The organism is Ruegeria sp. AD11(2025) (genome assembly GCF_056542405.1).
On the sequence record NZ_JBQFZU010000011.1, the window covers coordinates 131,170 to 145,030 of the forward strand.

At 59.5% G+C, this 13,861-nt stretch carries 18 protein-coding genes; 3 read left to right on the top strand and 15 right to left on the bottom strand.

Annotated elements, in window-relative coordinates; translation table 11 throughout:
* The first annotated feature begins 35 nt into the window (after positions 1 to 35).
* A complete protein-coding gene (locus ACR1XY_RS12725; RefSeq protein WP_480593779.1) occupies positions 36 to 719 on the top strand; it encodes a DUF1045 domain-containing protein in 684 nt (227 codons plus the stop codon).
* Here the strand turns inward: ACR1XY_RS12725 and ACR1XY_RS12730 are convergent.
* The 7 genes from ACR1XY_RS12730 to phnG all read right to left on the bottom strand — a co-directional run bounded on the left by ACR1XY_RS12730 (position 701) and on the right by phnG (position 5,958).
* Positions 701 to 1,249 (bottom strand): AAA family ATPase, encoded by a 549-nt coding sequence (locus ACR1XY_RS12730; protein ID WP_480593780.1) that lies wholly within the window; start codon positions 1,247 to 1,249, stop codon positions 701 to 703. The genes ACR1XY_RS12725 and ACR1XY_RS12730 overlap by 19 nt on opposite strands.
* Positions 1,246 to 1,929 carry a phosphonate C-P lyase system protein PhnL gene (phnL, locus tag ACR1XY_RS12735; RefSeq protein WP_480593781.1) on the bottom strand — a complete coding sequence of 228 codons (684 nt, stop codon included), beginning with the start codon at positions 1,927 to 1,929 and terminating at the stop codon, positions 1,246 to 1,248. The genes ACR1XY_RS12730 and phnL overlap by 4 nt, the downstream gene beginning before the upstream one ends.
* A gap of 11 nt (positions 1,930 to 1,940) precedes the next feature.
* The gene (phnK, locus tag ACR1XY_RS12740; protein WP_480593782.1) at positions 1,941 to 2,711 is read right to left on the bottom strand and encodes a phosphonate C-P lyase system protein PhnK; all 771 of its coding nucleotides are present in this window, start codon (positions 2,709 to 2,711) and stop codon (positions 1,941 to 1,943) included.
* Positions 2,708 to 3,568 (bottom strand): alpha-D-ribose 1-methylphosphonate 5-phosphate C-P-lyase PhnJ, encoded by an 861-nt coding sequence (locus ACR1XY_RS12745; RefSeq protein ID WP_480593783.1) that lies wholly within the window; start codon positions 3,566 to 3,568, stop codon positions 2,708 to 2,710. The genes phnK and ACR1XY_RS12745 overlap by 4 nt, the downstream gene beginning before the upstream one ends.
* Positions 3,569 to 3,829: 261 nt before the next feature.
* Positions 3,830 to 4,921: a carbon-phosphorus lyase complex subunit gene (locus ACR1XY_RS12750; RefSeq protein WP_480593784.1), complete on the bottom strand. Its 1,092-nt coding sequence runs from the start codon at positions 4,919 to 4,921 to the stop codon at positions 3,830 to 3,832.
* A 3-nt stretch (positions 4,922 to 4,924) separates the two neighbouring features.
* Positions 4,925 to 5,500, bottom strand: coding sequence for a phosphonate C-P lyase system protein PhnH (gene phnH, locus ACR1XY_RS12755; protein ID WP_480593785.1), 576 nt, complete (start codon positions 5,498 to 5,500; stop codon positions 4,925 to 4,927).
* A complete protein-coding gene (gene phnG, locus ACR1XY_RS12760) occupies positions 5,500 to 5,958 on the bottom strand; it encodes a phosphonate C-P lyase system protein PhnG (protein WP_480593786.1) in 459 nt (152 codons plus the stop codon). The genes phnH and phnG overlap by 1 nt, the downstream gene beginning before the upstream one ends.
* A gap of 103 nt (positions 5,959 to 6,061) precedes the next feature.
* On the opposite strand from phnG, the gene phnF reads away from it, so the two are divergent.
* Positions 6,062 to 6,772 (top strand): phosphonate metabolism transcriptional regulator PhnF, encoded by a 711-nt coding sequence (gene phnF / locus ACR1XY_RS12765; protein ID WP_480593787.1) that lies wholly within the window; start codon positions 6,062 to 6,064, stop codon positions 6,770 to 6,772.
* 165 nt (positions 6,773 to 6,937) lie between these two features.
* On the opposite strand, the gene ACR1XY_RS12770 is transcribed toward phnF, so the two are convergent.
* The 5 genes from ACR1XY_RS12770 to phnC all read right to left on the bottom strand — a co-directional run bounded on the left by ACR1XY_RS12770 (position 6,938) and on the right by phnC (position 11,672).
* Positions 6,938 to 7,552, bottom strand: a complete 615-nt coding sequence (locus ACR1XY_RS12770; RefSeq protein ID WP_480593788.1) for an LbetaH domain-containing protein — start codon at positions 7,550 to 7,552, stop codon at positions 6,938 to 6,940.
* A gap of 22 nt (positions 7,553 to 7,574) precedes the next feature.
* Positions 7,575 to 8,942, bottom strand: a complete 1,368-nt coding sequence (phnE, locus tag ACR1XY_RS12775) for a phosphonate ABC transporter, permease protein PhnE (protein WP_480593789.1) — start codon at positions 8,940 to 8,942, stop codon at positions 7,575 to 7,577.
* Complete coding sequence (phnE, locus tag ACR1XY_RS12780; protein ID WP_480593790.1) at positions 8,939 to 9,820, bottom strand: phosphonate ABC transporter, permease protein PhnE; 882 nt, start codon at positions 9,818 to 9,820, stop codon at positions 8,939 to 8,941. The genes phnE (ACR1XY_RS12775) and phnE (ACR1XY_RS12780) overlap by 4 nt, the downstream gene beginning before the upstream one ends.
* A gap of 65 nt (positions 9,821 to 9,885) precedes the next feature.
* The gene (gene phnD, locus ACR1XY_RS12785; RefSeq protein ID WP_480593791.1) at positions 9,886 to 10,788 is read right to left on the bottom strand and encodes a phosphonate ABC transporter substrate-binding protein; all 903 of its coding nucleotides are present in this window, start codon (positions 10,786 to 10,788) and stop codon (positions 9,886 to 9,888) included.
* Between the two features lie 62 nt (positions 10,789 to 10,850).
* The gene (gene phnC / locus ACR1XY_RS12790; protein ID WP_480593792.1) at positions 10,851 to 11,672 is read right to left on the bottom strand and encodes a phosphonate ABC transporter ATP-binding protein; all 822 of its coding nucleotides are present in this window, start codon (positions 11,670 to 11,672) and stop codon (positions 10,851 to 10,853) included.
* A gap of 163 nt (positions 11,673 to 11,835) precedes the next feature.
* On the opposite strand from phnC, the gene rpe reads away from it, so the two are divergent.
* Positions 11,836 to 12,522, top strand: coding sequence for a ribulose-phosphate 3-epimerase (gene rpe, locus ACR1XY_RS12795; RefSeq protein ID WP_480593793.1), 687 nt, complete (start codon positions 11,836 to 11,838; stop codon positions 12,520 to 12,522).
* On the opposite strand, the gene ACR1XY_RS12800 is transcribed toward rpe, so the two are convergent.
* The 3 genes from ACR1XY_RS12800 to ACR1XY_RS12810 all read right to left on the bottom strand — a co-directional run.
* Positions 12,519 to 13,184: a Crp/Fnr family transcriptional regulator gene (locus tag ACR1XY_RS12800; protein WP_480593794.1), complete on the bottom strand. Its 666-nt coding sequence runs from the start codon at positions 13,182 to 13,184 to the stop codon at positions 12,519 to 12,521. The genes rpe and ACR1XY_RS12800 overlap by 4 nt on opposite strands.
* A gap of 142 nt (positions 13,185 to 13,326) precedes the next feature.
* Positions 13,327 to 13,542, bottom strand: a complete 216-nt coding sequence (locus ACR1XY_RS12805; RefSeq protein WP_480593795.1) for a hypothetical protein — start codon at positions 13,540 to 13,542, stop codon at positions 13,327 to 13,329.
* Positions 13,543 to 13,776: 234 nt separating this feature from the next.
* Positions 13,777 to 13,861 (bottom strand): EF-Tu C-terminal domain-related protein (locus ACR1XY_RS12810; protein ID WP_199709399.1); only part of this gene is annotated, 85 nt, incomplete at its 5' end.

Consider the following 13,861-nt stretch of genomic DNA (forward strand, 5'->3'; position numbering starts at 1 on the left):
TGAGCTATTGGGAAGGCCACGCATAGGAGGCCACTGTGACATTCACGCGATACGCTATCTACTTTGCGCCGCCAGCCGAGGCTGAATGGGCGAATTTCGCCACTAACTGGCTGGGATGGGACATGGAAACCGGCAAGGTCGTCGCGCATCCCGTGATTGATGGCGTGGACGTCGCCACCGTCACCGAGGTGCCGCGCAAATACGGTCTGCACGCGACGATGAAACCACCCTTCTGCCTGCATGACGGGCAGTCGGTGGAGGCTCTGAATGACGCTTGCGCACGGCTTGCGCAGGCGCAACCTCCGGTCACGCTGGACGGGCTGGAAATCGCCCGCCTCGGCCGGTTTCTGGCCCTGCGCCCGTTGGGGGATGAGGGCGCGCTGAATACACTGGCTGCCGCCTGCGTGCGGGATCTGGACAACTTTCGCGCAGTCGCGTCCGAAGCCGAGCTGGAGCGCCGCCGCGCGGCTGGACTGTCGCCTGAGCAGGACGCCAATCTGGTGCAATGGGGTTACCCTTACGTGATGGAAGCGTTCCGCTTTCACATTACCCTCAGCAGTAAACTGAGCAAACCAATGCTGACAACGGTTCAGGAGGCACTGCAATCGCAGCTTGCGCCCCTGCTGCCCGCACCGTTCCAGATCACTGAACTGGCCCTTGTAGGCGAGGCCGAAGACGGGTGCTTTCACCTGATCCATCGCTACGCCCTTTCCGGTTGAAGCTGGGGCAGTATGGCGGCAATCGTTGCCTCCAGCGGGCCTGAATTGTCGATCTCGATGACGTGCACCAACCCATCCGGAAATCGGGTGCTGGCCCGTTCCAGCCGCCGCACCTGTTCCTCGGCGCATTCACGGCCCCGCGAGGACAGGCGTTGCACAAGAACTTCGGGATCAGCGGTCAGTGAGATTACGATCAGATCGCCAAACACCTCCTGCGCTTGCAGCAACACCGAGCGGGACATGTTCACCAGCACCGCGTCCGTGTGATTCCTCAGATTATCAATTCCCTTGGGCACCCCGTAAAACAACCCATGCGCGGGCCAGTGCAGCGCAAACGCACCTTCAGCCACCATCTGCTGAAAGGTCTCAACGGACACCCGGTCGAAATCTTCCCCCTCTTCGCCTTCGGGGCGGGTAATCACCCGGCGGGCCCGGCCGATGCCCGGCACGCGCGCCTCCAGCGCCTCCATCACGCTGTCTTTGCCAACGCCGGAGGGTCCGACAAACGCTATGACAGGCGCAAGGCTCATGCAGCCACACCGGGTTCGAAATCCGAGACGTTGATCTCACGATCACAGACCCGGTCGCGCGCGCCGACATCATGGAAGATGCCCACGATCGCAGCGCCACGCGCCTTGGCTTCTTCGATCAAGGACAACACCGTTTCCCGGTTCTGCACATCCAGCGAGGCCGTAGGTTCGTCCAGCAACATCGCCGGATAGTCATGCGCAAATCCCCGGGCGATATTCACTCGCTGTTGTTCGCCACCGGAAAAAGTGGTGGGGCTCAGCGCCCAAAGACGCTCAGGAATGTTCAACCGAGCCAGCAAAGCTGCCGCCCTGTCCAGCGCCGCCTGCCGGTCACACCCAATGGCCAACAGAGGTTCCGCCACCACCTCCAGCGTCGGGACCCGTGGCACCACCCGCAGGAACTGACTGACATAGCCCAGCGTCTCGCGGCGCAGCGCCAGAACCTCACGTGGCTCGGCCTGCGCCACGTCCAGGCCATCGACCAGAACCTGTCCGGACCCGGCCAGATAATTCCCATAGATCACCCGCATCAGGGTGGACTTCCCCGCCCCCGACGCCCCGGTCAGCGCCACACATTCACCGGGCGCGACCTTCAGCGAGGCCCTCTTCATAACCGGGATCACCGCACCACCCTGATTGTGCAGAGTGAAGCTCTTGCTGACATCCTTAAGTTCGATCATCGCCATCACCTTCAAACCTGCAGAACGCTGGACACAAGCAACTGCGTATAGGCGTGTTGCGGATCGTCCAGCACCTGATCGGTCAAACCGGCCTCGACCACGTGACCATCCTTCATCACCATCAGCCGGTCCGCCAACAAGCGCACCACAGCCAGATCATGCGTGACAATAATGGCGCTCAGCCGCATTTCACGCACCAGCCCGCGCAGCAGGTCCAGCAGTCGCGCCTGAACCGAGACATCCAGCCCGCCCGTCGGTTCATCCATGAACACCAGCCGAGGCCCCGTCACCAAGTTACGCGCAATTTGCAGACGTTGCTGCATCCCACCGGAAAACGCCGTTGGGCGATCATCCACGCGGGCACCGTCGATCTCGACCCTTCCCAGCCAGTCAATCGCGCGGTCGCGGATCTGGCCATAGTGACGGTCGCCAACGGCCATCAGCCGCTCACCGATATTGCCACCAGCGCTCACAGACATACGCAGCCCGTCGCGAGCGTTCTGGTGAACAAAGGCCCAGTCGGTACGGCCCAGCATACGGCGTTCAGGTTCCGACATGGTCACAGTATCCACGGGGCCATCGGTACGCGTATCAAAAACTACCTGCCCCGCGTCAGGCTCCAGATGTCCCGCAAGGCAGTTCAGCAAGGTCGATTTGCCCGAACCGCTTTCGCCGACGATGCCCATCACCTCACCGGGGTAAAGGTCGAAGCTGACGTCAGCGCAGCCGATCCGCGCGCCATAGTGTTTTTGGATGCCTTTGACCTGCAACAACGGAGTCATGCTGCGCTCTCCTTGCTCAAGCGGCCTTCGTGGCCCTGCGCGCGGCGGGACCGGCAGTAATCCGTGTCGGAACAGACAAACATCCGGTTACCCGCGTCATCCATGATCACCTCGTCAAGATAGCTGCCCTCGGCGCCGCACAGGTCGCAAGGGTGATCGGCCTTGGTTGCCTCGAACGGGTAATCCTCGAAATCGAGGCTGACAACTTTGGTATGAGGCGGCACCGCGTAGATCCGCTGCTCGCGCCCGGCCCCAAACAGTTGGATCGCATCCATCTCAAGCTTGGGGTTATCGAATTTCGGAATTGGCGACGGGTCCATCACATAGCGCCCCGAGACCTTCACCGGATAAGCGTAGGCGGTCGAGATCGCCCCGTGTTGGCTGATGTCTTCGTACAGCTTCACATGCATTAGCCCGTATTCCTCCAGGCTGTGCATCTTGCGCGTCTCGGTCTCGCGCGGCTCCAGAAACCGTAGCGGTTCCGGAATCGGCACTTGGTAGACAAGAATCTGATCCTCGGTCAGCTTTGCTTCGGGGATACGGTGACGGGTTTGGATGACCGTGGCCTTTTCGGTTTCCTCAGTCGTTTCAACCCCGGCGGTGTTTTCAAAGAACTTGCGGATCGAGACGGCGTTGGTGGTGTCATCCGCGCCCTGATCGATCACCTTGAACCTGTCATCCGGCGTCAGCGTCGCGGCCGTGACCTGCACCCCTCCGGTGCCCCAACCATAGGGCATCGGCATCTCGCGACTGGCAAAGGGCACCTGATATCCTGGCACGGCCAACCCTTTCAGGATGGCGCGGCGGATCATTCGCTTGGTTTGCTCGTCCAAATATGCGAAATTGTAGTCATTCATTTTTGTACTTCGCTTTTTAATTGGTGTTTTTATGGACGTAATTGTTATTGTCGCGCTCTCTCTGGTCATATTGGCGTATATCTTCAGACATAATCGCCACGCCAAACATCGCCACCGCGCGCAGCAGAGAGACCGAAAAGGGATCTGGAGTTCGGTTGGCGCATCGCATCTGTGTTCCAATCGCAACAGCGCCCGATCCCGAAAAGCGGAAGCAAGTGTAATTCCGGAAAACACCAGCGTTGAACGATCTGGTCCCTGACATCATTCTGCAGCCTCCCTCGGCGTGATCCGTTCCTCAGCCTCGCGGCGCAGCTTGCGGACCAACTCCAGTTCGGACTGGAAATCCACATAGTGCGGCAATTTGATATGTTCGAGGAATCCGGTGGCCTGAATGTTGTCGGCGTGGCTCAGGACAAACTCCTCGTCTTGCGCGGGGGCGCCCACATTGTCCTCGCCCAGTTCTTCCCAGCGCAGCGCACGGTCAACCAGAGCCATGGCGATGGATTTGCGTTCCGACTGGCCAAAGACCAGCCCGTAGCCACGGGTGAATTGGGGCGGTTCGGTTTTTGAGCCCTTGAACTGGTTGACGGTTTCGCATTCGGTCAACTCGACCTCGCCGATCTCGATGGCGAAGCCCAGTTCGGGGATTTCCATCTCGACCGCGACCTTGCCGATGCGCAGCTCACCGACAAAGGCGTGGTTGCGGGCGTAGCCGCGTTGGGTTGAATAGGCCATACCCAGCACGAACCCTTCGTCCCCTCGGGTCAGCGATTGCAGGCGCAGCGGGCGACCAGCCGGAAACTCCATCGGCTCGCGGGTCAGATCGCCCGGGGTTTCGCTGCTGACCGGCTCATCCTGAATGATGTCCTCACCCTTGAGAAACTCGGTGATATGCGGCGTCGGCTCCACACGCGGCTGTGCTTCGGATGCGGCAGGAACCTCACCCTCGGCCGCCAGTTTGAAATCCAGCAATCGGTGCGTGTAGTCGAAGGTCGGCCCCAATATCTGCCCGCCCGGCGCATCCTTGAACGTGGCCGAGATGCGGCGGTCGCAGTTCATCTCTCCGGTTTCCACCGGGTCGGAATAGCCGAACCGGGGCAAGGTAGTGCGGTATGCACGGATCAAAAAGATCGCCTCGATCAAATCACCACGTGCCTGTTTGATCGCGAGCGCTGCCAAGTCCGGGTCGTACAAAGACCCCTCAGCCATCACCCGGTTCACCGCAAGCGACAATTGTTCGCGGATTTGGGCGATGCTCAGTTCGGCAATGTCGGTCGAGCCGCGACGCTCCTCAGCCAGCCAGGCATGGGCGTTTTCAATGGCTTTCTCACCACCTTTGACTGCTACGTACATCGCCTAATCCCCTGCCCTGATCTGTGTGCTGCGAGGTAGAGCCGCAAGCCTGTTATCGCAGGTGAAGAAAAAGTCGCAGCCCAAGGGATAAAGCGCTGCGTTGGCCTGAAGCACGGGCACGTCCGGTAAGGACAGCTGCACTGTATCCCGTATACCCGGACCGGTCAGTACAGCGCCTTCCTGTTGCAGGTCGTCACATTCGACGATCAGTGTTGCGGACCTGTCAGGATAATCTGGTGTTCCGATGCGATATTGGGTCAGTGTTCCAAGTGCCTGCCATGTTCCAACGGCGAAATCCGCCTCGGACGTCTCTGCAACCGGCGCGCCGGTGTGGAAGGTCAGCCATTGGCGCACAGCGTCCGTGTCCAAGTCGCCCGCCAGATGTACCCGGGTATCCGGGTCGCATAAAGTCAGCAGCAAAGTCCCCGCCGCTGCGGACAGAGGCGCTGGCGGCTTAGCACCCGAAATCCAGCGGATCTCACCCGGCCGCGCCAATACTGTCATCGCAGCACGAAATGCGTGGGCTGCATCGATCGGTGCGTTTTCGAACCCGCCCGAAAACTGGGTCTGCGCGCTCATCAATCCTCTCCCCGTACCAGCGTAAAGAACTCGACCTTCGTCGCCGCCGCTTTCGCGGCCCGGGCGGTCTTGGCGGCCTGCATCTGTTGGCTAAGTGGTGTGATCACTCGGGCGCGAATATCCTCGGCTGCACCGGTCTGCATCATTGCGTCGATCAGCGCTGCAACCTCGACCTTGCGCTTCGACCGGCCCTGAACATAGCCGTGCCCAACCGTTCCGTCCTTCAGCACGAGCGAACACCGCGTAACAGTCATTTCTCCAAGATTGAACGACGCGCCTGTACCGCCTGTCCGCCCCCGCACCATTACGCCGCCAACCTCAGGGCTGCGGAGCCAGTCAAAGCTCGGTTGCGTGCCAACCTCGCCCCACAACTCCATCAACGCTTGCTCGGGGGCACGGGCCAGCAAGCCCATCCAGTCCTTGCGCGCGGCAATCGCTTTTTCTTGGTATTCCGCCATCGAAACCTCTTGGCCGGGTTGTCTATTTGAACTATACAACTAGACAAATATTACATCCCGAAAGTGAGTCTCGCAATCCGCAATACTGTGAAAGTTTGGTGACATGAGCAGAACACCGGTCTGGAAAAGCATCGCGTTGAGCCTGACCTCGGACATCGCCGAGGGGCGCTACAACACCGGAGACCGCCTGCCGACCGAGGCGCAACTGGCTGCGCAGCACGGGGTAAACCGGCACACGGTGCGACGCGCGTTGGCGGATATGGCAGAACAAGGCCTGGTGCACCCAAGGCGCGGCGCAGGCGTATTTATTGCGGCGCGCCCGACCGATTACCCGATTGGCAAACGGGTCAGATACCACAAGAGCGTCTCGGCCAGCGGCAAGATACCCGGCAAGACGATCCTTTCACTGACGACACGAGCGGCGGATAACACCGAAGCCGAAGCGTTGCAGCTGAAAGCGGGCGATAAAGTGCATGTGTATGACGGGTTGTCGCTGGCCGACGGTCAACCCATTGCCCTGTTTCAGAGCATCTTTCCGGCTGACCGCTTACCCGACATTCTGGAGGCGTTGCTAGATTCACAATCCGTGACCAAAGCGCTTCAACGCTGCGGAGTCTCGGATTACACCCGCGTTTCAACCCGCCTGACGGCGCGAGCGGCAACAGCAACGCAAGCCCTGCATCTGCAATTGCCCGAAGGCGCACCGGTGCTGTTTTCGACCGGAGTGAATGCCGATTTATCAGGAGTGCCCGTTGAGTACGGGCGCACTGCTTTTGCCGGTGAACGGGTGACACTGACGTTGAACGACGACTAGAAAACGAAGCCCTCCCGCCCGTCCTCGGCCTCCGTGCGGAGGCCTCATCCCGTTGGGCGTAGCGCCGCGTTTTGCGCGGCGCCGGGCCCAAAGCCGCCAAGGGGGATCGGCGCAGCCGATGCGCCTGCGGGTGCGGGTGCGATTCCGTTCCCTGGCACAACAGGCTTATTCGTATTTTTCAAGAAAGGCTTCGGCGGTAAGTGACCGGAAATCCAGCAATGCGGTTCGCAGGAGTTGATTGTCCCAGTCCCACCAGGCCAAAGCCAGCATCCGGTCGATAATACCCTCTGGGAACCGGCGGCGGATCGGTTTGGCTGTCACACCACCGACAATGGTGTACGGACGAACATCCTTGGTCACCACAGCGCCTGACGCCACCACAGCGCCATGACCGATTGTCACCTCCGGCTTGATGATCGCTGCGTGGCCGATCCATGTGTCATGACCGATCACGGCCTTGCGGCTGGCACGATGGGCAAGCCAGTCCTGATCGTTCTCGGCATCGTCCCAGTAATCTGCGGACCGGTACAGGAAATGGTGCTGAGACGCCCTCTCCATCGGGTGATCCGTTGCTCCGATCCGCGTGAAACTGGCAATATTTGCGAACTTTCCAATCTCGGCATTGGCAATATCGCAGGTTCGGTCGCAATAGGAGTAATCCCCCAAGACCGAGTTCGCGACGCGGCTGCCTGCGCCGACCTCGACATATTCTCCAAAGCTGCTGTTCGTTATCTGGCATTCGGGGTGAATGAACGGCTGGTCCGGGCGCAGGCGCGGCATTGTCGTGGTCCTTGGTTGCGGGTCAAGCCAACCGCTGTGGCTTTGTTTTCACGCCACGCGGCTTGCGTTTTTTTTCCTTCTCGCCCTGGATCAGACGTCGACGCAGCCAGCCCGAGAACCAGTCCATCATCATCACCATCAAAATGATCAGGACGATGTAATAAGCCACTTCTTCCCAGTCCTTTTGGGTGATGATTGCCTGTGTCAACAGCAGACCGATCCCACCGCCGGTGATCGCGCCGATAACGGTGGCGCTGCGGGTGTTGGATTCGAGGAAATAGAGCAACTGGCTCAGCAGCACCGGCGTGACTTGCGGGATCACGCCAAACCGATAGCGCTGTGGTGCGTTGGCGCCGGTGGACTGCACGCCTTCGATTTGTTTGTTATCCACGTTCTCCAGCGCTTCCGAGAAAATCTTACCGAAGGTTCCGGTATCAGTCACGAGAATGGCCAAGGCTCCGGTCAGCGGCCCGGGGCCGAAGGCGCGAGCCAGAACCACGGTCCAGATCAGGGCATCCACGCCACGGGCAAAGTCGAACGCCCGGCGGGTCGTAAAACGCACGGCTTTCACAGGATTGAAGTTGCGTGTCGCCAGAAAGGCCAGCGGCAGGGCGACCATGGCCGCACCGAAGGTGCCTAGAAACGCCATCAGGATGGTTTCAAAGATAGCCCAGGCCACGTCCTGATGCCGCCACATCTTGTTGGTCCAGAAATCGTTCAGAATGGCACCGGATTCACCGTTCATGGCCCGTCCAGCCAATTCAGGGAAGGGCTTGCCGTAATACGGACTGTCGAGCGTGAACCAAAACAGCTCCCACCCGGTGAAATAGCGGAACACTTCGGACCGGTTTCGGGTTACGGTCAGGCGGCCCGCATCCGTGGTTACCGCCAAGCGGTTCTTGGACACGCTGATCCACTCTGGCACGTCACCCGCGGGCATTTCCGCCTGCACCCCTGCCGATCGCGAAGGCGTTGCCCGAACGGTGCCATAGCCGGGAATGTCAAACTCGACCGTTTCGGGACCAAAACGCACGACGTGACCGTTTTCCAGATCAATCACAGTTGTCTCGCCCAACGTCACCCAGTCCGGGGCCTGCCCCTCGGGGTAAGCGCCCTTGCGCTCGCCCTCGATGGCGGCAAACACTTCACCGGAGCGGTTGTCTCGTTCGACATGAGTTTTGTAACTGTAGCTGTCCGCCACCAGCGTCTTGCCGTTTTCCCAATTCGCCCGCGCAGCCAGCCCCGGCACGTCAAAAACAATGAATACGTAAACCAGATAGGCCAGAACCAGCGCAGGCAGGCCGAAATTCACCAGCCGTTTGCGGTTGAAAATGCAACCCGCCTCGGCCTTGAGCTCATCAACGGTCAGGTTGGTTGCGAAGGCGCTCATGCCGTGGCTCCTTTTTCCGACCCGTGGGCGAGACGGTCGCGCAGATAGCCCGATATTTGATCCACGACGACGATTGTGACGAACAGAAGGATGAAAATGGCGGCCGCTTCGTCATAGCGCCCCTGCCCCCAGGACATCGCATTGCGAAGCTCATAACCCAGACCTCCGGCACCGACAAATCCCAGAATGGCCGAGGCGCGGATGTTGATCTCGAACCGCAACAGGGCATAGCTGACATAGTTCGGCCCGACCTGCGGGATCACGCCCAGATACATGCGCTGCGACCAGTTGGCGCCGACCGATTGGAGCCCCTCGACGGGTTTCAGGGAAGCGTTTTCGTTAACCTCGGAAAACAGCTTACCCAAAGCACCCGCCGTGTGGATCGCAATTGCGATCATCGCAGGCACCGGACCACCGCCCAGGATGAAGATCAGGACCAGCGCGATGACGATTTCCGGGATTGCCCGAAAGACATCTGAAATTCGGCGGAACAGCGGGATCAGCGACGGCCAAAAGGCCATGCCCCGAGTGGACATCAGCGATAAAATCGTTCCCAGAATCGTTCCGACCAATGTCGCCGCGGCCGCGATATTGAGCGTCTCGACCAACGCCGGGAAGAACGTGACCAGATGCGATGGCATTTCCGCGATCATTTCCCATGCCTCCGACAAAACCTCGGCCGGATAGTCCAGAATGCGATGCCAGCCGTCGATGAACCCGCCTGCGTTGCGGTCATCAGCCGTGCGGAATCCAGCAGCCATCATGGCCACGAACAGGATCAGAAGGATACCACCATAGACCCTCTTGCGTCGCGCCATCGCGGTGTAGTCGTCGCGGATCTGATTGACGATCGAGGACCCAACAGTCAGGTCTGTCATGGAATGCTCCTGAGTGGAAACGGGGACCGGTTTTTCACCGGGCCCCGATCATTGGATAGGCAGGATTAGTTGGACTTCAGCTTGCGTGCTTCGATGATAACTTCGTAGGCGTCATGCGTGATCGGATCAAAGCTCTTGGCCTCACCTGCAGCCACACCGTAGAAGCAATCCTGGTCTTTCTCGCTCAGCGTGTCCCACAGTGCGGTCACCTTGGCTTTGACATCTTCCGGCAGTGCCTTGCGAACCACAACAGGGCCTTCCGGGATCGGCTTGGATTTCCAGATCTCGACCATGTCGTTCATATCGACCAGACCAGCATCCACAGCACGGCGCAGGGCGCCCGACTGGTAGCCGTCTTCCCATTCTCCCAGTCCGTCGGCCCAGGTCACGCCGCCATCAACGTCGCCGTTGTTGACCGCAACGATGGTCTGCTCGTGACCACCGGTGAACTTCACGTCGCCGAAGTAGTCGCCCGATTCCATGGATGCATCAATTGCAGCAGGAATTTCGATCGACGGGATCAGATAGCCCGAGGTCGAATTCGGATCACCAAATCCAAAAGCCTTGCCCTTCATGTCTTCCAGCGAGGTGATGCCACTATCCTTGCGGGCAAACCCAACCGAGTAATAGCCAAAGCCACCATCGGTGTTGACCTTAACCAGAACGGGCTCAACGGCTTCGGGGTCAGACAGGTAGGTTTTGGCGTAACCCGACGCGCCCAGCCAGGCCACGTCGATGGTACCGCCCAGCAGGCCCTGGATCACACCGTTATAGTCGGCAGGTGCGAACAGTTTGGCCGGAACGCCCAGCGCTTCTTCGGTGTAAACGCGCAAACACTCGTTGTTGTTCAGTCGATCCTGGGCGTTCTCGCCACCCAGAATTCCGATGCGGAATTCACTGATCTCCTGAGCCATGGACGGCGCGGCCAATGCAGTGGTCGCAACAAGGGCAGCAATGAGTTTTTTCATCTGTCTCTCTCCAGTTTGATATGTCGGCCTTTCATCTGGCCGGTTGATGAAAGGGGGGCGGTTCAGATGGTGGCTTCGGCTTCCATCAGGGCCTTCTGGGTAGCGTCCAGGGTCTCGATCTCGGTCGATGTCGCCTCTTCCGAGAAGCTGGCATCGGCACCATAAATTTCGCGTGCAACACCGGTGGTCAGCTGTTCGGGCAGACCGTCAAAGACGATGCGCCCGTCGCGCATGCCGACCACGCGGTCGCAATAGCGGCGCGCGGTGTCCAGCGTGTGCAGGTTGGCGATGACGGTGCGGCCGTCCTCTTCGTGGATGCGACGCAGCGCCTGCATCACTACCTGCGCGTTCATCGGGTCCAGCGAGGCGATGGGTTCATCCGCCAGAATGATCTTGGGGTCCTGCATCAGGGCGCGTGCAATGGCGACACGCTGCTGCTGACCGCCTGACAGCGCCTCAGCACGCTTGGGGGCGTGCTCGGCAATGCCCAGACGGTCCAGAATGTCGATGGCGCAGTGTATCTCATCCATCGAGAAAAGGTTGAACATGGTCGCCAGCGTCGAGTGGCGGTTCAGCGTGCCGTGCAGCACGTTCGAGACCACATCCAGACGCGGTACAAGATTGAACTGCTGGAAGATCATCGCGCATTCGGCCTGCCAGGCGCGTTTTTCACGACCTTTCAATTGGGTGATATCACGCCCTTCGAACAGGATCTGACCTCCGCTGGAATCCGTCAGGCGATTGATCATCCTCAAGAGGGTGGACTTGCCCGCACCCGACCGGCCGATGATCCCAATCATGCAAGGCTTGTCCACATCCAGCGTCGCCGCATCCACGGCAGTATTGTCGCCGAAGCGTTTGGTCAGTTTCTCGATCCGCAGCACGTGCCACCCCCAATTCGTGTTGGCGGTCAGCTACAGAAGCCATTCAACGGCTGTGTGTCAGAGTGGTGAAAGTTTTGTAACTGCGCGCAGGTCGCGGGGGCTACCCTTTGCAGCGCGGCACAGGTATACGCGACCGCGACTCTCCAGCTTTTACGAGGCCGCCATGAGCTTTGACCGCAACATCAAGATCGCCCCGTCAATCCTGTCCGCCGATTTCGCCAATTTCGGGCAAGAGATTCAGGCCATCGAAGCCCAAGGCGCCGATTGGGTCCATGTCGACGTGATGGACGGCCATTTCGTCCCCAACCTGACCTTCGGCCCACCCGCTGTTAAAGCGTTCCGCCCGCATGTGAAAACAGTGATGGACGTGCACCTGATGATCACGCCTGTCGATCCCTATATTCAGGCATATGCGGACGCGGGTGCGGATATCCTGACCGCCCATGTCGAAGCCGGACCGCACACCCACCGCACCCTGCAGGCCATCCGCGCCGCTGGTATGAAGGCCGGTGTCGCGCTGAACCCCGGCACCCCGGCCGAGGCAGTCGAGGATCTGCTGGACCTGACCGACCTTGTCTGCGTCATGACCGTGAACCCCGGTTTCGGCGGCCAGAAGTTCATCGACATGACTAACAAGGTGCGCAAGCTGCGCCAGATGATCGGCGACCGCCCGGTGCATATCGAGATCGACGGCGGCGTTGATCCGCAGACCGCACCTCTGGTGGCGACCGCAGGTGCAGATGTTCTGGTCGCCGGGTCGGCCGTTTTCAAAGGCGGGTCGGTGTCCAATCCCGAAGTTTACGGTGAAAACATCCGCGCCGTTCGGGCCGCGGCTGAATCCGCGCTCTAAGGGATCTGCACTCTCGCCGTTTGCAGAAAGCGCGAGATTTCAAGCCCGAGGCTCGCTTCTATGGGAATCGCCAGGTCTGGCTGTTTCCGAAGTTCAGCGTTCAGATCGGGCATGTCCCAATCTATGACACGTGACGGCCCAAGCGCCGTCACGGTCACCGGCGCCGTAAAATCCTGATCTCCGCTCAGAAACGCCGTCCCGCCGAGGAAGCGCCCCTCACCCAGCGTGTCGACATGATTGCCATTCACTTCGACGCCGACTTCTCCGTCTACGATCAGCGACAGGCTCGGAACGGGCGCGCCCTGTGTCAATAGCTTTGTCCCGGCCGGGACGGTTTTCCAGACGCCCGACTTAAGCAGATTGTACGCGTCACGTTCGCTGAAATTGCGCAACGCGGTTTCGTACAGGTGCCGTTCTGTATCTGTAAATGGCACCGGTCGACGTTCCAACAACAGGCGTATGATCCAAAAGATGTTGATGCCCGTGAAGAACAGGTTCCACCCGATCGGAGCCCAAAGCGGCGTGCTTTGCAAATAGTAGTACGGCAACAGGATCAGCGCCCCGATCACCGTCAGCACCCGCAACCAGAAAATGTCTCGGACCGAATAGGAAATTAGGTAAAAGACATTCGCCGCATTCACCAACAGGTCCAAACCCACCATACTGTGCCTCGTCTAATTTGCGCACCGCATAGTGCGGTACGCTGTTAAGGGAGTATGGTGAGTTTAGACACGCCGTTACCCGGTATGGAAGGTTTCTGTGCAACTCCCGAACCGAGCGTCAAGTATCGGAAAAAGCGAAGGTCTACTTGGAATACAAACGCCGCTGGGGTGCATGCTTGTTCGAATGCTCCGAATAGCAGGCTGTCAGCTTAACCCTTTTGCCTGGACGTAATCCGCCTGCACCGCCTTCGACACCCTCTTCATCCAATATAGCCGTCTGCATGTCATCCAGATCTTTGCTGTGCAGGATGCGTGTGCCGTAATGTACGAACTGAAGCCCAAACATGGTTATCCCCATCTTCTGACCCCTTGGCGTATCAACCCGAGCGCAGTCGGGTTCTTGATGCGTTCAAGCGGATGTGATTGCAACATGAGAGCAAATGGCGTGGTTCAGATCCGGCACTCTTTGCCTCAAGGCATAAATGGGGTCGCTTCTTTTCCAAATGATGAAGACAGGATTAATCCGCAGGGTTGCGCATTGAAAAAGGGCGTCCCGAGGGACGCCCTTTCTTAGAGTACTCGCTTACGCGTCTTACTCGATGATTTTCGACACGACGCCGGCGCCGACGGTGCGGCCGCCTTCGCGGATGGCGAAACGCAGGCCGTCTTCCATCGCG